General features: G+C 29.8%; 25 protein-coding genes. 11 read left to right on the forward strand and 14 right to left on the reverse strand.

Annotated features, from left to right (window positions below):
- Positions 1 to 90: 90 nt before the first annotated feature.
- A complete protein-coding gene (locus LQ615_RS03565; RefSeq protein WP_070045252.1) occupies positions 91 to 1041 on the reverse strand; it encodes a metal ABC transporter solute-binding protein, Zn/Mn family in 951 nt (316 codons plus the stop codon).
- A gap of 137 nt (positions 1042 to 1178) precedes the next feature.
- Here LQ615_RS03565 and rpmG point away from each other — a divergent pair, with 137 nt between their 5' ends.
- From rpmG to LQ615_RS03585, 4 genes are all read left to right on the forward strand, one after another.
- Positions 1179 to 1328, forward strand: a complete 150-nt coding sequence (rpmG, locus tag LQ615_RS03570) for a 50S ribosomal protein L33 (protein WP_026023653.1) — start codon at positions 1179 to 1181, stop codon at positions 1326 to 1328.
- Between the two features lie 196 nt (positions 1329 to 1524).
- Positions 1525 to 2967, forward strand: a complete 1443-nt coding sequence (locus tag LQ615_RS03575) for an amino acid permease (protein WP_016999603.1) — start codon at positions 1525 to 1527, stop codon at positions 2965 to 2967.
- 137 nt (positions 2968 to 3104) lie between these two features.
- The gene (locus LQ615_RS03580) at positions 3105 to 3419 is read left to right on the forward strand and encodes a hypothetical protein (RefSeq protein ID WP_016999604.1); all 315 of its coding nucleotides are present in this window, start codon (positions 3105 to 3107) and stop codon (positions 3417 to 3419) included.
- Between the two features lie 12 nt (positions 3420 to 3431).
- Positions 3432 to 4832 (forward strand): phosphoribosyltransferase domain-containing protein, encoded by a 1401-nt coding sequence (locus LQ615_RS03585; protein ID WP_064204998.1) that lies wholly within the window; start codon positions 3432 to 3434, stop codon positions 4830 to 4832.
- 58 nt (positions 4833 to 4890) lie between these two features.
- On the opposite strand, the gene LQ615_RS03590 is transcribed toward LQ615_RS03585, so the two are convergent.
- The 4 genes from LQ615_RS03590 to LQ615_RS03605 form a co-directional block, all read right to left on the reverse strand.
- Positions 4891 to 5697 carry a Cof-type HAD-IIB family hydrolase gene (locus LQ615_RS03590; RefSeq protein ID WP_016999607.1) on the reverse strand — a complete coding sequence of 269 codons (807 nt, stop codon included), beginning with the start codon at positions 5695 to 5697 and terminating at the stop codon, positions 4891 to 4893.
- Between the two features lie 67 nt (positions 5698 to 5764).
- Complete coding sequence (thrB, locus tag LQ615_RS03595; RefSeq protein ID WP_016999608.1) at positions 5765 to 6676, reverse strand: homoserine kinase; 912 nt, start codon at positions 6674 to 6676, stop codon at positions 5765 to 5767.
- Positions 6673 to 7737: a threonine synthase gene (gene thrC / locus LQ615_RS03600; RefSeq protein WP_016999609.1), complete on the reverse strand. Its 1065-nt coding sequence runs from the start codon at positions 7735 to 7737 to the stop codon at positions 6673 to 6675. The genes thrB and thrC overlap by 4 nt, the downstream gene beginning before the upstream one ends.
- A gap of 1 nt (position 7738) precedes the next feature.
- Positions 7739 to 9016 (reverse strand): homoserine dehydrogenase, encoded by a 1278-nt coding sequence (locus tag LQ615_RS03605; protein WP_026023654.1) that lies wholly within the window; start codon positions 9014 to 9016, stop codon positions 7739 to 7741.
- Positions 9017 to 9212: 196 nt separating this feature from the next.
- On the opposite strand from LQ615_RS03605, the gene LQ615_RS03610 reads away from it, so the two are divergent.
- Positions 9213 to 10586, forward strand: a complete 1374-nt coding sequence (locus LQ615_RS03610) for an aspartate kinase (protein WP_016999611.1) — start codon at positions 9213 to 9215, stop codon at positions 10584 to 10586.
- A 722-nt stretch (positions 10587 to 11308) separates the two neighbouring features.
- On the opposite strand, the gene LQ615_RS03615 is transcribed toward LQ615_RS03610, so the two are convergent.
- From LQ615_RS03615 to LQ615_RS03625, 3 genes are all read right to left on the reverse strand, one after another.
- Positions 11309 to 11902, reverse strand: coding sequence for a hypothetical protein (locus tag LQ615_RS03615; RefSeq protein WP_064205385.1), 594 nt, complete (start codon positions 11900 to 11902; stop codon positions 11309 to 11311).
- 80 nt (positions 11903 to 11982) lie between these two features.
- A complete protein-coding gene (locus tag LQ615_RS03620; protein WP_016999612.1) occupies positions 11983 to 12312 on the reverse strand; it encodes a nucleoside triphosphate pyrophosphohydrolase family protein in 330 nt (109 codons plus the stop codon).
- Positions 12313 to 12317: 5 nt separating this feature from the next.
- The gene (locus tag LQ615_RS03625; protein ID WP_064205383.1) at positions 12318 to 13202 is read right to left on the reverse strand and encodes an NAD(P)-dependent oxidoreductase; all 885 of its coding nucleotides are present in this window, start codon (positions 13200 to 13202) and stop codon (positions 12318 to 12320) included.
- A 257-nt stretch (positions 13203 to 13459) separates the two neighbouring features.
- Here LQ615_RS03625 and LQ615_RS03630 point away from each other — a divergent pair, with 257 nt between their 5' ends.
- Positions 13460 to 14203: a hypothetical protein gene (locus LQ615_RS03630; RefSeq protein WP_135020148.1), complete on the forward strand. Its 744-nt coding sequence runs from the start codon at positions 13460 to 13462 to the stop codon at positions 14201 to 14203.
- A 62-nt stretch (positions 14204 to 14265) separates the two neighbouring features.
- Here the strand turns inward: LQ615_RS03630 and LQ615_RS03635 are convergent, their stop codons facing one another.
- Positions 14266 to 14805 carry an N-acetylmuramoyl-L-alanine amidase gene (locus tag LQ615_RS03635; RefSeq protein WP_016999615.1) on the reverse strand — a complete coding sequence of 180 codons (540 nt, stop codon included), beginning with the start codon at positions 14803 to 14805 and terminating at the stop codon, positions 14266 to 14268.
- A 123-nt stretch (positions 14806 to 14928) separates the two neighbouring features.
- Here LQ615_RS03635 and LQ615_RS03640 point away from each other — a divergent pair, with 123 nt between their 5' ends.
- Entirely contained in the window at positions 14929 to 15849 is a 921-nt protein-coding gene (locus LQ615_RS03640; RefSeq protein WP_135020146.1) for a diacylglycerol/lipid kinase family protein, read from the forward strand.
- 88 nt (positions 15850 to 15937) lie between these two features.
- On the opposite strand, the gene LQ615_RS03645 is transcribed toward LQ615_RS03640, so the two are convergent.
- The 3 genes from LQ615_RS03645 to LQ615_RS03655 all read right to left on the reverse strand — a co-directional run bounded on the left by LQ615_RS03645 (position 15938) and on the right by LQ615_RS03655 (position 17016).
- Positions 15938 to 16141 carry a TM2 domain-containing protein gene (locus LQ615_RS03645; protein WP_017001237.1) on the reverse strand — a complete coding sequence of 68 codons (204 nt, stop codon included), beginning with the start codon at positions 16139 to 16141 and terminating at the stop codon, positions 15938 to 15940.
- Between the two features lie 324 nt (positions 16142 to 16465).
- Complete coding sequence (locus LQ615_RS03650) at positions 16466 to 16675, reverse strand: hypothetical protein (protein ID WP_017000444.1); 210 nt, start codon at positions 16673 to 16675, stop codon at positions 16466 to 16468.
- Between the two features lie 179 nt (positions 16676 to 16854).
- Positions 16855 to 17016, reverse strand: coding sequence for a hypothetical protein (locus LQ615_RS03655; RefSeq protein WP_017000445.1), 162 nt, complete (start codon positions 17014 to 17016; stop codon positions 16855 to 16857).
- A 127-nt stretch (positions 17017 to 17143) separates the two neighbouring features.
- On the opposite strand from LQ615_RS03655, the gene LQ615_RS03660 reads away from it, so the two are divergent.
- Entirely contained in the window at positions 17144 to 17335 is a 192-nt protein-coding gene (locus LQ615_RS03660) for a hypothetical protein (protein WP_135020144.1), read from the forward strand.
- 148 nt (positions 17336 to 17483) lie between these two features.
- Entirely contained in the window at positions 17484 to 17813 is a 330-nt protein-coding gene (locus LQ615_RS03665) for a hypothetical protein (RefSeq protein WP_017000447.1), read from the forward strand.
- 5 nt (positions 17814 to 17818) lie between these two features.
- Here the strand turns inward: LQ615_RS03665 and LQ615_RS03670 are convergent, their stop codons facing one another.
- Both LQ615_RS03670 and LQ615_RS03675 read right to left on the reverse strand, forming a co-directional pair.
- The gene (locus tag LQ615_RS03670; RefSeq protein ID WP_239703998.1) at positions 17819 to 18559 is read right to left on the reverse strand and encodes a sulfite exporter TauE/SafE family protein; all 741 of its coding nucleotides are present in this window, start codon (positions 18557 to 18559) and stop codon (positions 17819 to 17821) included.
- 142 nt (positions 18560 to 18701) lie between these two features.
- The gene (locus LQ615_RS03675) at positions 18702 to 19190 is read right to left on the reverse strand and encodes a GNAT family N-acetyltransferase (RefSeq protein WP_239703997.1); all 489 of its coding nucleotides are present in this window, start codon (positions 19188 to 19190) and stop codon (positions 18702 to 18704) included.
- Between the two features lie 232 nt (positions 19191 to 19422).
- Between LQ615_RS03675 and LQ615_RS03680 the strand changes: the two genes are divergently transcribed.
- Positions 19423 to 19857: a hypothetical protein gene (locus tag LQ615_RS03680; RefSeq protein WP_017000450.1), complete on the forward strand. Its 435-nt coding sequence runs from the start codon at positions 19423 to 19425 to the stop codon at positions 19855 to 19857.
- Between the two features lie 363 nt (positions 19858 to 20220).
- Positions 20221 to 20796: an Ltp family lipoprotein gene (locus LQ615_RS03685; RefSeq protein WP_017000451.1), complete on the forward strand. Its 576-nt coding sequence runs from the start codon at positions 20221 to 20223 to the stop codon at positions 20794 to 20796.
- The last annotated feature ends 25 nt before the right edge of the window (positions 20797 to 20821 follow it).

A 20821-nucleotide genomic window follows, 5' to 3' on the forward strand; every position in this document is an offset into this window, starting at 1 on the left:
TCAATGACCTCTTTCAAAACTATTAATAATAATCCATTAGTTACTATACATGGTTAACATGAAAAAGTAAACGAAATAAGATTATATTTATTAATTATTAAGAGCTTTATCTAAATTCTTGATATTTTCTTCCATTAAAGATTGATATGTGATGTTTTTATCTTTTGCTTCTTCTTTAGTTAATACTTCTAAATTATGAAACTTAAGTGGTTTACTATCAGTATCTTTCTTTATAATATCTGTTACTTTAGAACTTACATTTTGTTCATATAATATATATGGAGATTTTGATTTATTAATCTCTTTTATGATATTTAGAAGTTCTTTTTGACTAGGTTCTTCATTATTCATTCCAGTTACACCTGTTTGTTTAAAATGATAACGATTTGCTAAATATCCAAGAGAGTCATGAGAAATAAATACAGTATCTCGCTTCGTATCTTTTGTGATTTCTTTCATTTCTTTATCGATTTTATCGATATCTGTTATTAGCTTCTTGTAATTCTTTTCATAAGTTTCTTTGTGCGATGCATCTATTTTAACTAATTTATCTTTAATAGATTTAGCCGCTTCTTTATTGGCAATTGGATCAAGCCATATATGCGGGTCATGTTCATTTTCTTCATTATGTGTTGCATCATGTTCATGCTCATGTTCTTCTCCATCTTCATGATGGTGTTCTAATATTTCACTTTCCTCTAAATTAGGAATAGTTTGTAATTTGTGGTCGCCTTGTTTTATAGTAGAGCTAATTTTTTTAGCTACTGGATCCAACTCATCTGAAGAATATACAAATAAATCACTTTTTGCGATATTTAACATTTCTTTTTGAGTGGGTTCGTAATTATGTAAATCAGTACCACTTGGATAGATAGACTCAACATCTACATATTCTCCACCTATTTGTTTAGTAAAACTCTCGTAAGGAAAGTTAGTCGCATAAATTTTTAATTTATCATTACTGTTTGATTTAGATCCACAAGCTGCTAGAAATAAGACAGTAACACATAATACTATAGCTATTTTCAATTTATTTTTCATAAAAATCTCCTTATTTATATTTATTTTATTATAACAATCTGATGTCCCTATTTCATAGAGTAATTCTATTGCTAAGCATTATATTTTATGATATTATTATAAAACGTAATGATTACTATACAGAAAGGCTGATGAACATGCGTGTAAATATCACGTTAGCATGTACTGAAACAGGCGACAGAAACTATATTTCTACTAAAAATAAACGTACAAATCCAGAACGTATTGAATTAAAAAAATATAGTCCAAGATTAGGTCGTCATACTTTACATCGCGAAACAAAATAATTTCTTATTTATAATAAGATATACGACATTAAAAGTCACTTCATTAATTTGGAGTGACTTTTTTATTATTTCTTTAATTTAATGCTTTAAAGCATTTATGTAATAAAATTTTCATTGCTTATTTTCTGAATAGATAATAAAATATTACTTATATTTAAAATAAGTTAATAGTGAAGTAGAAAGTATGGTGATTTATATGGAAGAAATGAAACGTGGTTTAAAGACTAGACACATTTCAATGATAGCTATCGGTGGTTCTATCGGTACAGGTCTATTTATGGCTAGTGGTGCTGTCATTACACAAGCTGGTCCTGCCGGTGCGTTAATAGCATATGCAATTATAGGTGTGATGCTATATTTCTTAATGACTGCTATTGGAGAGCTTGCTACATTTTATCCAGTTTCAGGATCGTTTAGTGCTTATTCTAGTAGATTCATAGACCCTTCTGCAGGTTTTACAGTTGGTTGGTTATATTGGATTATTTGGGCACTAGTGTCTAGTGTGGATATATTAACAGCTGCTAAAATTATTACATATTGGAATATATTTGACAGTATTGATCCATTTGTATGGAGTATGATTTTTATAGTTATATTGTTCTTATTAAATATATTTACTGTTAAAGCATTTGGTGAAGCTGAATATTGGTTAAGTTTTATCAAAGTTGCAACAATAATCATCTTCTTAATTGTCGGTGTGCTAATCATCTTTGGTATTTTAGGTGGTAATGAGCCTTTAGGTTTAACGAACTACACATACAAAGAAGCACCTTTTGTTAATGGTATATCTGGTTTCTTAGGCGTATTACTTGTTGCTGGATTCAGCTTTGGTGGTACTGAAGTTGTTGCAGTTACTGCTGGTGAGTCTGAAAATCCTAAAGAATCTATGCCTAAAGCTATTAGACAAGTGTTCTGGAGAATATTATTATTCTATATTCTAGCAATTGCAGTAATAGCAGCAATAATACCTTATACAGATCCATTGTTATTAAACAAAGATAATACAGTAACACAAAGTCCTTTTACAATTGTATTTGATAGAGTTGGTATCGCATTTGCCGCTTCTATTATTAATGCTGTCATACTAACTGCTTTAATATCAGCTGGTAATTCAGGATTATATGCTACAAGTCGTTTGCTTTATTCTTTATCAAAACATAAACAAGCACCAAAAGTATTTAGTAAATTAAATAAACATAACATGCCATTTGTGTCACTATGTGTCACAATCGTTTTAATATTCTTATCAATCGTATATGCAACGTTAAATGCTGACGGTTACTATAGATTATTAAATATGCTTGGTGCACTTGTTACATTAGTTTGGTTAATGAGCATCATCAGTCACGTTCGTTTAAGAATGGCTATACGAAAACAAGGTAAATCAGAAACTGAAACTTTAGAATATAAAGCACCTTTATATCCTTTAGGCCCTATTATTGTTATTTCAGTTATTGCATTCTTACTAATTGGACAATCATTTGATAGTATCATCAATTTAAATATCCCTATTTTAATTGAATCATTCTTACCTATCATACTTGGCGTTGTTGTTTATTTCATCCATAAATTCATAACAAAAACTAAAGTTATTAAATTAGAAGATATCGATTTATCAAAACACAACTATGATAAATAATGAGTTAATACTACCAACAATACAAATACATTGTTGGTAGTATTTTTTTATACAAAAACAATTGTAACTTTTTCTTATTCCATTATATATAGTATAATAAACATAAATAATTAATAACTCATTAAGAAGGTGAAACAATGACTGGACAAACTAATTTATTTGATGATGTACTTAAACAAGATGAACGCTTTGTTATTGTGGTGCAAAGTGCATTTGATTCTGATTCTCAACTCATAAAAAAGACTTTAAGAGAATATACGAGTTTGACAAGAGAACAAATGCAGTCCTTATTCGATCATTTAAAAGATTTATACTTAAATGAACCTTTTGAAGAAAATCAAGTTTTCTATGATATTACAGTTTATACAAATCAAGATTATGCTGCCGATCAAGTTTATGCACATATAAAAAGAAAAAAATTTAGTCGTGAATGGACGCATACGAGCAAATAAAGGAGTTATTTCATGTCTCAACAGAGTAAAGTTTTCCCTCTAGATAACGAAAAGCAAGTAGAGGTTAAAGTAATAGATAATCGATTTCAGTTCGAAATAGATGAAATGCTAGCCATGACCCAAGAAGAACATTCAGAGTTTCCTTATATCCCTGTATCTCCCTGTTTAGGATATTCAAGAGCATTGTATCCAGAACATCCATTATTAGTCGGTTTATTATTAGGATTTTTATATCATGAAGCCTTAACCGGTGAAACTGATGAAAGGATGGAGACTGTTGCAAGTGCTATTAATAGTCAAAACAGAGGTAAGATGATTCAAGCATTAAATTTAGTAGAAACGAACAAACTTGGACATTACCCACCTACTCGATTTTTAGGATTGAGTGAGCGTGCAGTTAATCTCGGACATTCTATATTTAGTTTATTTGAAGATGATGTTATGTTCTTGGCTTCTACAAGAGATAAAGTGATATCTCACCCACCTTTACTTGATCATAGTGATATTGTTGATACACAAGAAAGACTGTTTTTCTATACTAAAGATAAAGACTTTTTTGATAATGATGAGAGGATTGCCATTATAGATAACCATTTGTTAAATGGTCATTCAGTAATTAATCTAATTATGAAAATTCATAAAAAATATCCATCTAGACAAATGTTTACGGTATTAACACCTATCGATTTAAGATCACAAAGTGTTAAAGAATCATTTTCTAGTTTGGAAAAATCTTTAAATATCAAGATTAATATCATTTCATTAATGTCTTTCGATGTAGAAGTCCAAGATATACAAAATGTTACGCATCAACTTACTCATAATGAACTATTAAAAAATAACCACCATGAAACAAAAGTACAATATTATTCGTTAAGACATATTATAAATGATTACTTTATCGTTAAAGCTCAAAATATGTTACGTAATGGAACAATCCATGATAATCCATACTTTATTTCAACAGGTAGATTTACTTTAAACGGTAGAGAACAACAAATTTCTGAAGAATTATTCCAACGTATGGGCGAGTTACTCGGTGATTTATTAGATGATTCATCTAAAATGATTATCGGCATTGGAGAATTTCTATATGTACCTCTGCAAATTGCTAGATATTTACCTGGGAAGGAAGTAAAAGTTCAAGGTACAACACGTTTTAATTTTGATTCAAGTACACTGAACCATTCAAACAAAAAAATTAGCTTCATGTCTCCTTTAGAGAGATCAATCACTCATTATTTATATAACTTAGAAATAGATCAATATGATCAAATCATTGTATTAGTTGAGAGATTGAGACACAAAACAGAAATAGATGATTTAGTTCAACAGTTGAAAATACTAGGTGCAAAATCAATTTTAGTTATTGAAATGACTTCTATTGCTTTTAACGAGGATAGACTTTATTAGACATAAAAAAGCCGTGAAGTATGGATATTCCATCCTACTTCACGGCTTTTAATTATTCTTATGACTTAAGTAATTTTTCTAAAGCTGTCACGATACCATTATTATCATGGTCATCAGTTACAACGTCTGCAAGTTCTTTAATCGTATCATTAGCGTTACCCATAGCAACACCAATAGCTGCTTTCTCTAACATATCTGAGTCATTTAAACTATCTCCGAATGCAATAACTTCTGAAAAATCCGCTTCTATTTTATCAAAAAGCTTTTGAAGTGATTTTCCTTTAGATACTTCATTATTCATAAACTCTAAGAAATAAGGCTTACTTGTAGTTGAAGAAATATGATCGTTAAATTGTCCATTTAGAGACTGATTAGCTTTTGAGATATTTTCTTCGTAATCTATTCCCATAACTTTAGGTACATCTTCAGTAATGACTTCTTTTAAATCTGATACCGATACCATCGGCAAGCCTGTTAATTCACTTTCAATATTCATATATTCATGTGTAGAATCATAAACGATTTCATCATTGATATATGTTAAACTGAAGAAATTATTTTCTCTACAAAAATCTATAATTTTATGTGCATTTTCTTTATCTATCGTCTGTTTAAAGACAACTTCATTTGTTGCTGCATCTGTAATAATTGCACCATTATAACTTACAATATATCCACCATTTTGTTTCAAATTTAAAGATTCTGCATGCTTTGTCATACCTGCTGTTGGTCTACCAGAAGCAAGTATAATTTTCATGCCTTCTTGTTGTTTTTTTAATAAATATGCATGTGTTTCTTCACTAATTTTATTTTCTGAAGTTAACAATGTATCATCCATATCCATAACTATGTATTTATATGTCATAACTATCTCCTTAAATGCAATGATGCTTACATTCTACCATAAGAAGAATGTAAGCATCATCTTTATTTTATAAATTAATTGTTGTTTGTTTTACGCCAAATCTATTAATTGTTACAAGCTCTGACTCACAATCTTTAAATTTTTCTTGTAATGTACGCACTAATTTACCACTGAGTTCTTTTTTAATAAGTGTTAATACTGTTGGGCCCGCCCCACTAATAACTGTGGCATAAGCGCCGTGTTCTAATGCTATTGTCTTAATATCTTCAAAGTCTGGAATTAAATATTGTCTATACGGCTCATGAAAACCATCTTTCATCATCATTTTTCCAGCTAGTTCATAATTATGTTGAATTAAAGCACTAATCATCGTATTACTAATTGCACTATATTTTACTGCATCTTTTAATGCTAAATTCTCTGGTAATACTTTTCTAGCTTTTTCGGTAGATAATTCATAAGACGGTATCGTCGCTATGACATCCACTTTTGGGATATCAATATAAGATACATCGGTTTGGTTTTCTTCTGGATCATAAACACCTAAGACTAAGCCACCATATATAGTCGGTGCAACATTATCAGGATGTCCTTCGATTTCTGTTGCCAATTGAAGCAATTCATATTTAGATAGTTTTAAGTTTGCAAAATGGTTCGCCAAAAAGAGACCTGTTACTAATGCTGAAGCGGAACTTCCTAAACCTCTTGCTAATGGTATATCACTATACATTTTCAATCGAAGTGGAGGTACTTTTTGATTGAATTTATTTGCTGCTTGTTGTGCAATTTGAGTAATATAATGTGTTTCATCTTCAGGTAAACCTGTTAAATGAGGTCCAATGTGCTCAAAGTGCCATTGCTGATCTACTGATACGCTTGCTTCAACTTCTAAGTATTTATCTAAAGCCATCCCTATAGAATCAAACCCAACTCCTAAATTTGCTGTTGATGCTGGTACTTTGAGTTGTAATTTCTTCATCGTAAAGCACTCTCGATATAATCAATAATAGATTGTTCGTCATTCTCTAGTGGTGTGATTGGTGAATCCAATAAATCAATCGCTGTATCTGGATCTTTCAATCCATTACCAGTTAATATGGCAACTACAGTTTGATTTGGTTTTAATTTTCCTTGTTCATGTAATTTCAATAAACCTGCAATTGATGCGTTACTTGCTGGTTCGCTAAACACGCCTTCTTTACTAGTCATTAATTTATAAGCTTTTAAAATTTCTTCATCTGTAACACTATCAATCAAACCATTTGACTCATCTCTCGCCTCTTCTGCCATTTTCCAACTTGCAGGATTTCCAATTCTGATAGCAGTAGCGACAGTTTCAGGATTTTTAACAACTTTACCTTGAACTATCGGTGATGCACCCTCTGCTTGGAAACCACACATTACCGGTAATCCAGATTGATTCAAATTATCAAATTCTTTGAAACCTTTCCAATATGCAGTGATATTTCCCGCGTTTCCAACTGGAATAGCAAAAGTATCTGGCGCTTTACCATCTAACTGTTCTACGATTTCAAACGCACTTGTTTTTTGACCTTCAATTCTATATGGATTAACCGAGTTAACTAAAGCAATTTCGCCTTTTTCCGCAACCTTTTTTACGATATTTAAAGCTTCGTCAAAGTTTCCTTTAATTGAAACGATTTCTGCACCATACATAACTGCTTGTGCTAGCTTACCTAAAGCTATTTTGCCTTCAGGTATTACAACAATCGCTTTCATACCAGCTCTTGCTGCATACGCAGCAGCTGAAGCAGAAGTATTTCCAGTAGAAGCACAAATAACAATTTTCTTACCTTCTTCTTTAGCCTTAGCAACTGCCATAACCATACCTCTGTCTTTAAATGAGCCAGTTGGATTCAAGCCTTCGAATTTAGCATATAGATTAATGTTTAATTGCTCTGATAAATAAGGTAAATGAATTAATGGTGTATTACCTTCATTTAATGTTAATTCTGGTGTATTTTCATTTACTGGTAAATATTCTTTATATTTATGAATAAGTCCTTGCCATCTTCCCATACTATTGGTCTCCTTCGATTGGATAATATTTTAAAATATTTAACCCATTTTCTTTAAGTTTTTCAGTTGGTAATTCATCTATACCTCTAATAACAATGCCATAAGTATTTTCAGTTCTTTGTTCTACTTTAACACTTCTATGGAAATCTATTATTGATTTAATATCTTCTCTTAATTGATCTTCATCTTTATTACTTTCTACAATGATAAAGTGACTATTTTTCAGAGGGAATTTCACGACATCATCTTCTACAATCTCTTTAGTTGCCTCAGTTTTTAGTTCAAAGTGTGGTGGCAATGTGTGTAAGTCTGATTCAAACTGTAGCGAAACATTCAATAAGTCTGATACAACTGCACTTCCAGTTGCTAAACTGCCTGCACCTTTACCATAGAACATAGTATCTCCTACTGCATCACCAATAACGTAAATAGCATTATACTCGTCTTCTACATGAGACATTTGATGGCTGTTCGGTAATAAAGTCGGTTTTACGCTTGCTACAACTTGACCATCTTCGAATTTACCTTGGCCTATAAGTTTAATTTTATAACCTAATTTTTCAGCTACTTTTATGTCTTCAATTTCGACATTCGAAATGCCTATTCTTTCTACATCTTCTAATGAAATAACTCTATTAAATGATAAATAGCTCGTAATAACTACTTTACGAGCTGCGTCTACGCCTTCAACATCATCAGTAGGATCTGCTTCTGCATAACCTAAATCTGTTGCAAGTTGTAGTGCTTCTTCATAAGATTTACCTTCTCGTGTCATTTGGCTAAGGATAAAGTTTGATGTTCCGTTAAAAATACCCATAAATTGATTAATATTGTTCGCGTTTAAACCATTATTAATTGCGTTAACAATTGGGATACCACCGGCAACACTTGCTTCATATTTTAACGCTACTTTATTTTTTTCTGCTAAATCTTCTAATACTCTTAAGTGAACAGCCAATAAATCTTTATTTGCTGTAATAACATGAATACCTTTAGATAAGAATGATTTAAGCCATTCTACAGTTGGTTCAATGCCACCCATAACTTCAACAACTATATCTAATTCATCATCGTTTAAAATATCATCAATATTTTCAGTTAAATGATATCTTGAAGTATTAATCGCTCTTTTCTTTCCAATAGAGCTAACAAGTATATGTTTAATATGTATAGACTTTCCGATTGTGTCTTCTATTTGCTCTTTATTTTCTTCAATAATCTTCACAACTCCTGTACCTACCGTACCGAGTCCTAATACTGCTACATTTAATACTTTCATTTCCTCACTCACCTTAATATATTGTTCTTGTAAAAAATACAAATGTCTACTTGAAATAGACTCAACTTTATTATAGTATAAATTCATTAAAGATTTTTGTAAAGTTTGAATTATTTGAATTAATAGTAATATTAACACTATTCCAAGCTTTGTAAAGTAGTACAATAACAATACCCCCAGTAAAAGGACTGATAAAATGAAAGTTTCAAAATTCGGCGGAAGTTCCGTTGCTAATAGCACACAAATCAAAAAAGTATTAGACATTATTAATAGTGACGATGAAAGGAAAATTGTCGTAGTATCAGCACCCGGTAAACGTTTTAAAGAAGATGTAAAAACAACTGACTTACTTATACGTTTGTATGAAAAAATTATAAATAAGCTAGACTACACACATAAATTCCAACAAATCATTGAACGTTATCAAGAAATCGTAGTAGAACTAGAAATGGATGAAATCATTTTAGAACAATTAAAAAATGACTTAAATTGCTTAATTGATACTTACGAAGATAAACCTAAACGATTATTAGACGCATTAAAAAGTTGTGGTGAAGACTTTAACGCTCAAATCATCGCACAATACAATAATGATTTAGGTTTCCCTACTCGATATTTATCTCCAAAAGACGCTGGAATTATCGTTACTGATGAACCCGGTAACGCTATGATATTAGAATCTTCATACGAAAAAATTCATAAATTACGTGAATATGAAGAAACACTTATCGTTCCAGGTTTCTTTGGCTATTCAGAGAATGGAGATATTGTAACTTTCCCTAGAGGCGGATCAGATATTACTGGAGCAATTTTAGCGAGAGGCATTGAAGCTAGCTTATATGAAAACTTTACAGATGTGTCCGGTATATTTAGAGCTAATCCTACTGTTGTATCTCAACCTGAAATCATACCTGAAATCACATATCGAGAAATGCGGGAACTATCATATGCTGGATTCGGAGTTTTCCATGATGAAGCTCTAGAACCATTATATAAAGATAGAATTCCTGTTGTGATTAAAAATACTAACAAACCTCATGACAAAGGAACATTTATCGTAAGTGAACGTGACATATCTAGTCTGTCACAAATCGTCTCAGGCGTAAGTTGTGACAAAGGATTTACGATTATCAATATTAAAAAATACTTAATGAACAGAGAAGTTGGATTCACAAGACGTGTGTTAAGCATATTAGAAGAAGAAAATATCTCTATCGAACATATTCCTTCAGGCATAGATAACTTAAGTATCATCATGAGAACAACACAAATAAGTGGTAAAGAACAAAATGTACTTAATAAAATAAGAAATCAAATTCAAGTTGATGAACTGACAATCGACTATGATTTAGCGATATTGATGATAGTTGGAGAAGGTATGAATCGAGCAATTGGAACAGCTGCAAGTGCAACAAATGCATTGAGCAAAAACAAAATAAACTTAAACATGATTAACCAAGGTTCTTCAGAAATATCTATGATGTTTGGTATCGATGAACATTATTCTGATATAGCCGTTCAAGCTATTTATGATGAGTACTTTACGAAACAACCAACTGAAGTTATTTAACAATCAAGCTAAGCCAAATGAAATTGGCTCAGCTTGATTTTTTATATTCAGTGAAAGAAATATAAAAGTTCTAACGTGCTAGATATTTATCACTTGCACGTTACATTTTCTAACGAGCTAGACTTTTCTAACAAGCACGTTAGAACTATATTTTCTATGATTTATATGTCATTTTACTTTAAATACATGTGATTAAGACTTCTAACGTGCTTGATATTTGTCACTTGCACGTTACATTTTCTAATGAGCTAGACTTTTTTAACAAGCACGTTAGAACTATATTTTCTATGATTTATATGTCATTTTACTTTAAATACATGTAATTAAGACTTCTAACGTGCTAGATATTTATCACTTGCACGTTACATTTTCTAACGAGCTAAACTTTTCTAACATGCACGTTAGAACTATATTTCCTATGATTTATATGCCATTTTACTTTAAATACATGTAATTAAAACTTCTAACGTGCTAGATATTTGTCACTTGCACGTTACATTTTCTAATGTGCTAGACTTTTCTAACAAGCATGTTAGAACGAATGCACCTATCATTTTATAATGTGCTAACGTCCACTACAGGCTCGAGTCATACCCCCGACTTTCAAAATCGCAAAAGAGTCCGAGTATAAATGAATACTCTTAATCCATTGTTATTTAGAATTAATGGGTTAGGAGTATTTTTTGAATAAGGGATTTATGTCCCAGAATCATTATTATTTACTATGTTTCGGCTAATATAATGTGATTGAGCTTATCTGCACCAATAACTTTTCTGAGCATAAAAAATTGATAATAACTTAAATGCTGTATTAGCTTTTGATATTTATAAATATCATCTTGTCTTAATTCATGATACAACTTATACATCATTTGTATTTCTGGCCTTAAATATTTCACGTCATATTCTAAGCTATGAAAGTATATTTTGTAATCATCAATTTCAATATTATGATCATGACTAAATTGCCACTTTTCATCTTTTGTTTCGTAAATGTATACTTTAATTATCCTCGCATTTGTTACCGGATCATAAATAAAGTATTTACTGTAATCTGACAGTTCATTTTCTGAGATATGCTCATATTCATTTAATGGTGTCTTCACAACAAATTGATAATTACGCTTTCTAAAGTAAGCATTTAATTCGTCCATTTCTTCTCGACTTATTGTGATACCAATTATTTCTTTTATATGTGTACACTCATTCAAAAATAAATCTACAGCAAGTTCTCCACAAACAATATATTGCAAAGGATAGTCAGACATAATATTTTTCAATTCTTCTAATGTTAAATATTGTTCGTTAGATTCCATTTTCAACCTCCAAAGAAAGCGTTTTCAATTACTTTCATTTTAACAGATTTGGAATCTTTATCCAATAGGTAAGAAATAATTTATTCTTTACGATTTCGTGAATTTTCTTCACTAAATCCATTTGGATATCTTTTTTGTAATTTTTCGATATTACTCTGCCCTATTTCATCCATTTCAATATTGAGTGCTGTAGCACAACACGATATGTACCACATAACATCGCCTAATTCTTTTTTCAGCGCTGTCTTATCTAATTCATGACCATGGAATACATGTTTTTTGATTACATCTGCTACTTCGCCCGCTTCACCTGTTAATCCTAATGCACCATTAATTAAACTTTGAGTCGGGTCCTTATGAATATTTGACATTGTTCTTTTTGATAATTTTTGGTATTCATTTAGTTCCATTTCAATTACCTCTTTTTAATATGATTTTTCAATAGTTGTATTACTGCCTGTGTTCCGTTATCATCGTATCCTGCTTCGCTTAAAGCATCATAAACTTCTTTTGCTTTTAGCAAACCTGGCATATATAATCCCATCTTCTCACTTTCTTCAATTGCTAATTTCATATCTTTAATAAAGTGCTTTACGTAAAAGCCTGGTGCATAATCTTCTTTTACCATTCTAGGACCAAGATTAGATAAAGACCAACTTCCTGCTGCTCCATGTTCAATGGAATTAAATACTTTATCAATATCTAATCCTGCTTCTTCAGCATAAATAATTGCTTCTGCTACTCCTAACATACCTGCAGCAATAGCTATTTGATTTGATAATTTCGTATGTTGACCATTTCCGCTTTTACCTTGATATACTACATTTTTACCTAGCAAATTAAATATATCTTCCACTTGATTATAGGCTTCTTGATCTCCACCTACCATAATCGTCAACGCAGCATTTTTTGCGCCTACATCTCCACCAGAAACTGGTGCATCTAAACTTTTAATATTTCGTTCTTTTGCTTTTTCATAAATGTCGTGAGCTAAAGCAGGACTTGATGTCGTCATATCAATCACAATACTATTTGCTTTGGCATGATTTAAAATACCATCTTGACTTAAATAAATTGACTCAACATCTTTTGGATATCCTACTATAGATATTATAATGTCACTTTTTTCAGAAAGCGTAGCTATCGTGTCACACCAAGTTGCGCCTTTTTCAACTAAATCATCTGCTTTAGACTTAGTTCTGTTATATACATTCACTTCATAACCTTTATCAATTAAATGGCCAGCCATTGATTTTCCCATGACGCCTGTACCTACGAACCCAATTGTTTTACTACTCATAAATCTTCCTCCTTAATAACTTCTTCATATTTGTATTATACCGATTTGTTAGAAAAATCAAAAATTTTTAAAATTAAATAGGTCGATATTTCGTTGTATTGATTATTTGTAAATATTGTTTAACTAATATTAATAACGATGTTGAAAAATTTAAAATAATTTAAAATTAATTGGGTTTTATTCAAAATTATTGTGGTATTTAAAGAATATTGATACATAAGTGTCAATCTCATTATCAAAATAAAGGAGTGTATTTTATGAAGAAATTTTTAATATTACTTTTATCTTCTTTTCTATTTTTAGCTGCATGCGGTAATGGCAGCGATAGTAAAGAAGATTCATCATCTGAAAAAGAGTCTTCAAGTTCAAAATCTGATGATAGCTCTAAATCAAGTGACAAAAAATATTCTGAGAAAGGCTCTAGTAAAGATTCAGCAAGTGGCTCTGAAGATAAAAGCTCTGATAGTAAAGCTAACAGTAGCGATAAAGATTCTTCTGATGATAGCTCTTCTACATCTTCTGATTCTAATTCAGATGACTCTAATACAGAAGATTCTAATTCATCATCTAATAGCGCTGAAAACTCAGATTCAAACACATCTGGAGATAGTTCATCATCTAATGAATCAAATAATAGTGCTAACTCAGCTTCTAACAGTGAAGCAAATGAGAACGCTACAAATGAAAATAGTTCAGCACAATCGAACGATAATCAACAGCAAGCTGATGAAAGTAATTCTATGAATAACAACAACTTAAATAATAACGAAACTGTATCAGCTTTAGGTGCAGAACAAGCTCAGCAAATATATAATGAGTCTGGTGTAAACCCATACCTTAATTCTATCAATGCTGAATGGAGACAAGAATATAACGGCGGTCTAACTAATCCTGAAAAAGCTTCATTAAATGCTTTAGAAAAAGGTACTTATAATGGACCTGAACAACCTGAATTATTCTATAATGCATTAGTAGAAATTCAACAACAATATGCACAATAAGGATTTTAAAAAAGCGTTAAGTCATTTAGATGACTTAACGCTTTTTTAGTAAAATATATAATTTAATTCAACATGTACTGCTTAATTTGTTCTATAAAATAGTCTTTCATTTCATTAATAATCCAATCATCAGGTATGCCATCTACTGTTGTACGCCAGTTAGTATGCATTTCTAATGAACGATGAGGGCACTCAGTTTCACTAAATTCTAAATGTAATCTCACTGTATCTCTATTGGGCATTAAATTATAATCAGTCATATCTGCTGCTATGACTCTGAATGTTTCTTGCTCATTTAATAAAAATTCTTCATCTGAACTCGAAAGTGATTCCAGTACCTCGTAACCTATATATTGTTCATTGCCTACTTCGTTTGCTGTATGCCAAGCAATATTTTCTGTATCAATTGCTTGCCATTGGTAATTACGATCAATGTAATAATGAGCAATACCTTGAATATATCTATCTTCCGGTGCGTCTTTTAATACTTCTCGCCATTCATTAGCATTTAATTCACTCGCATCATTATGAACAACAACACCTAATAATGGTTTTTCTCTTTTATCCATAGAATAATTGATATAATCATTTTGTGAGGCCATTTATATTCTCCCCTTTTTATTTCTTTTTATCATTTTAACATATAAAAGTATAAAACTTGAAACTGTATATCTTATCTCATACATGGTATGGTAATAAAAAATATTTCAGGAGGCATTACTCATATGACACAACATTTTCATAAGGGAATATTGTTTTATCATAAAGCTTCTGGCCAAGGCGATGTATACCAAGAGCTTGGTCAAATAACAGAAAACTTAACAAAATTCTGTGATGATTTAACAATTAAATTAAGTAAAGAAGAAGGAGACATTAAATCATTTTGCAAAGAAATAAGTAACAATAATTATGCTACACCTTATGATGTGTTATTTATTTTAGGCGGAGATGGTACTTTAAATGAACTTGTAAATGGTGTAGTTGAAAATAACATTCAACTACCTATAGGTGTACTTCCTGGCGGTACATTTAATGATTTCACTAAGACATTAAACTTATCACAAAAACCTATGCAAGCTTCTGAAGACTTATTGAACAGTCAAATTAAATCCTTTGATGTTCTAAGTGTAAACGGCGTGTATGCTCTAAACTTTACAGGTATTGGACTTATGGTTCAAAATGCTGAAAATGTACAATCTAATCAAAAAGAACTACTAGGTAAATTTAGCTATGTATTTTCAACATTAAAAACTGTTTCTAATCCGCAAATATATGATTATCATCTAATAGCTGATGAAAAAGAATATAGAGGTGAAACATCTATGATATTAATTGCTAACGGCCAACACGTAGGTGGCAATAGAATTCCATTAGAAGACTTATCTCCAAACGATGGCAATATGAACATATTCGTTTTTGAAAATCATAATTTTAGTATTATAAATGATTTCTTCAAAGTAAAAGATAGTATGAATTGGAATGAAATTAGCGACAGTATTACACACATTTCGTGTAAAGACGCGTATCTCAAAACAGATCCAGATGCTAGGTTAGATATCGATGGAGAAATTCAATATAATACACCTATTGAAGTCAAAGTATTAAAAGAACGTGTTAAATTGCTTTATTTGGATATGGAAGAATAAACAACATATAAATAAAAACAGCAAAATTCTTATATAAGAATTTTGCTGTTTTTTATTTTACAGGACTATTAAGCCCTATTCTATTTTATTATGCGTATATATTACCATGTTCATCAGACGGTCTCAATAATGCGAGAACTGCGCTTATAAACGCGATGATATGAGGAATTCCCGTCCAACAGAATGCTAAGTGTAATAATCCTACAACTGGTTTTTGTGCGTAAAATTTATGAACGCCAAAGTTTCCTAATAAGATTGCTAAAGCAATATAAATCCATTTATTAACTAACATTGTACCCCTCCTTTAACTACACTTATTATTATAAAGTATTCTATTTATTAATACCCTATTTATACCTAACAAAATCTCTTATCATGTGACAATTTTGTTAGATTAAATAAAAGGGAGTGGTACAGAAATCTCATTTTAATAAATAGATTTCGTAGTCCCACCCCGGCAAGGATGACTAGGGTTGGAAAAAGCTTGATATAAGCGCATTTTCAATCCAGTCAGCTACTGCCATTATAATTAAAGAGGCTGAGACATGTATTTATGTCCCAGCCTCTATAAAATCACCAAGAGTGTTATCTTCTCTATTGGTAATGAATATTAAATTTAGTTACCTAAATATTGATTAAATTCACGAATAAATTGAGATCTACTATCATTAGATTGATATTTCAATCCGCCTAACATAATAGACTGACTACTAACTGTGATAAAATCATAATCAATTGAATGTTTTAAAAATATATTTTGAGCTTCTTCTTCATTGTATTTGTTCTCTAAATCTTCAAATACTAATATTTTTTTATCGAAAAACATAATTGCCTCCAAAAAAACTTAATATATAAATACTACAAAATATCTAAGCCCTATACTAGAGGCAAATCATGTAAATTATCACTTTTAAATACAAATCGTTATTTTTTTAGTAGAATGAAATATCAAATTTTGATGTTTTTGAATGTTTTTGATTTATTTTGATTGTTATTAAATAAATATTATTTTTTTATAAATTCATCTTCTAAATGTGCCATCATTTTTCTAGCTTTTTCTAAACCTGGAGACTCTTTTTCCACTTCTGTTTGTTTAAGTTCGACAATATTTAAATCAATTTCATCTTTAAGTTTCGTCCATATTTTTTGGTATACTTGATCATCCATGAAAATTACCTCCTATAAATATCTTTCATATATTACTTTACCCTTTTGGTACCAACTCAATCATAGTATATTAGCAATTTTTATTTTATGATACAATAATCGTTAATTAGAAAAGGAGTGAACTTTGATGGAATTTAGCACGGCAATAAAAAAAGGTATAAAAGCCAATAAAAATGTATATATTATGACTGTTCATAATAATTTATTTAAAGTTGAAGAATTACTTAAAGATGGGTTTCAACATATTTTACTCGAAACACGAGATCATGTTATTAATGTAGCTAAAGAACATATTATATATGTACAGACTGATAAATAAATTAACACGAGTTTAATAATATATCATTTTATGCTGGGACATTTTTAAAGTTCTAGCATATTTTTATATAAAATCGATATTTCACTTTACAAAACAGAACATATGTTCGTATAATGTAAGTATTAACTATTCCAAGGAGTGTTCTGAAATGGATAAATACTTACATTTAATCGTTAATCGTTTTGAATCTTATATCACGTTTTTAGACCATTTTGAATCAACTAATGAAGCAGCTACCTTTATAAATGAATCTTTCATATATAATGAAATGAACAGAGTAGATCATTTATTAAAACATAACAAGAATTTAATAAACAACAAACGACGCGATTATGAATTATATTTTGTTGAATTATTCCATATTTATCACAATACAAAGTCATCACAACATCAATTCGAGACAATGTTATTTAGTCTAAAAAATGCCATTAAAGCTTTAAAAGAAACTTCTCATCATCATTTACAAAATCAATTATAGTTATCTTACTTAAAGATCATTAATATACCAAATACGATTAATAATATATATACGTATTTAATAAAAGATTTTGGATCTATTCTTTTGCTAATCATATTACCAAATAGCAACGTTAGTACGAGTAAAGGAATAACAATAATGAGCAAATACCATAATGATGGTGACCAAAATCCAGAAACACCATGACTCGTAACAATAAAGCATCCAGTTATAAAAAAGTGTACTTGAGAAATCTTTTTAAGATCAAATATATCCCACTTTTTCAAAGTACCATAAATAACGATTGGCACACCATGACTATTATAAGCGCTACCTAAAAGACCCGCTATAGTACCAGCAATATAATCAAATTGATTTGGTATTTTTTTATTTATTTGATAAACCTTTACAAATTGATTAATGAGATTAACTAGACCATATACTAATATAAAGATACCTAAGCACTTTACTATTACAGCTTCATCAGTCCATTTAACAATAAATATTCCAATCGGGGCACCTATAATAGAACCAATTAGCAACCTTTTAATAATCGACCAATCAATGTCTTTTCGACTTTTAATAAATACAGGAAAAGCAACAAGAATACCAATTATTGCGACTATAGATACAGATAACTTAAAATCAATATTCAATAATGAAAGTAATGGCATCGTCACTAGCGCTTCACCAAAACCAAATATATTTCTTACTAAAGCACCTAACAAAATAGCAATTACTACTAGAATTAATAATGAAATATTCATAAGTTCCCCTTTAAATGTAACTTCAAAATACAAAAATGAGAGAGTCTGAGACAATTAATTATGTCCCAGACTCTTTAAAATAGTTATATCTATTATACCATTTCTAACACTTATATATAATTCATTATAATTAACATTCGAGTTATTTTAACATCAGTTGATAAAACACTAATGTTAACCAATTATCAAATTTAAACCCAACATTACTTAACGTACCAACGTGATTGAACCCTTTCTTCTTATGTAACGCTACACTACCTTCATTACTATCATCGATACCAGCTACCATCGTTTTATACCCTGCTTCAATAGCAAGCGAAATAACTTCATCTAATAAAGCTGATGCAATACCTAACCTCTTATAACGTGGGTCAACATAAATAGAATGTTCAACAGTATATTGATATGCAGGCCAATTACGAAAAGGACCATAAGTAGCAAAACCAACAACACGGTTATCCCTTTCAAAAACAATTATCGGCAAACTATCGTTTCTTTTATTCTCGAACCAAACTTTACGTTCATCCAAATCCGTTTCATCATATGTATAAACAGTTGTAGTATTTACAATAGCGTCATTATAAATATCTAAAATATAAACTAAATCATTTTCAGTAGCATATCTAATCATAACCCGACCTCCTCTAAAACTTATTAAATTATACCAATTAAAAAGCATAAGTAAAATTTCTGTTAAAAAATATAACATGAATAGTAATGAGATATATAATAGAATTAGTGAGTTAGATTTGTATGTTTAAATTAATAAAATATATTTATAATTTAATTGTTTTTAATAATAATACGTTATTTTATTAATAATGATATAATGTTTATGTAATGACATTTAAGAGGTGAAGTTTATGAGTAAACAGAAGAGATTATCACGGAATAAACTTTTTAAAAAATTTTTATTTAACGCTCTCTTAGCTTTTTATCTTATCGCAGCTTTCTTAATAATAATTATTGCATTCTATAAAGATACTGAAATAATTACTGTAGGTTTTGCCGTAATATTATATACTCTTATGAACTTATATATTAAAAATAGTAATTACGATGACGACCAAAAAACTATAGATGAGAATATGACTGATGCCGGGTTAATTAGTTTAATGTCAGCTTATATATTATATAAATTATTTTTCATGGAAACAAATTTATTTACAACTAAAGCTGGAGAATCAACGTTTCAAGGAATATTATTCTTAATAATAACAATCGTAGCGTTCGGATTAATAAATATAATATTAATTTCAAAACACAATCAAAAAAAGCATGATAAAAACTCAAAATAGCATTAATGCATACAAAGAATTTTAATATTATTTGAATGTTGAATTAAAATCAACCACTTAAAAATTAGACAACTATCTTTAAATTTTTATTGCCTTTTTTTGTCAATATGGTTATTATAATTATATAATTTAAATGAGCTTATATAGTTAGGAATAAGCAAGCTTAAAGAAAATTCATCCTCAATACTTATAGAAAACAGTAAAATTATATAAATAAAACAGTAAAAAGAGAGAAGAACTTGTTATTAAAATACAGTCTTCTCTCTTTTTTATTTTGATATTTTTTATTGAATAACTATATTTTAATTTAATTAATCACTTTAAGAAGTGTTTAATAAAAAATTATAAAGGAGAAGAAGTACGATGGGAAAAAATAAAAAAGATGAAGTTTTATATAATGAGAAAGGAGAACGTGTCATTATTAAAGAAAAAAAGAAAAATCCTTTACTAGTTGGTTGTTTAGGTCTAATCATAATAATTATCATAATAAGTGCTTGTGCTGCAGCTTTAGGTGGTGGAAACAATAATAAATCATCAAATGATAAGGCTGAACAACAAGAGAAAAAATCAAGTAAGAATAATGATGAGAAAAATAAAAATGAATCTACTAATCAAGAAGAAAAAGATAGCCCTAAAACAACAAGAGAACAAAAAGCTGCTTTGAAAAAAGCAGAAACTTATTCTAAAACAATGCATATGTCTAAAAACGGTATCTATAATCAACTTACGTCATCAGTGGAAGGATTTAAACCCGAAGACGCTCAATATGCGGTAGATCATTTAAAAGCAGACTATAATAAGAATGCTTTAGAAAAAGCTAAAGAATATGCTAAAACTATGAATATGTCTAATGATGCGATTCATCAACAATTAACTTCGACTATAGAAGGTTTTACAGCTGAAGAAGCACAATATGCAATAGATCATTTAAAAAATTAAAATCTTTATAAAAAACAATGGGGTG

Source organism: Mammaliicoccus sp. C-M13 (genome assembly GCF_022386845.1).
Lineage (GTDB): Bacteria > Bacillota > Bacilli > Staphylococcales > Staphylococcaceae > Mammaliicoccus > Mammaliicoccus lentus.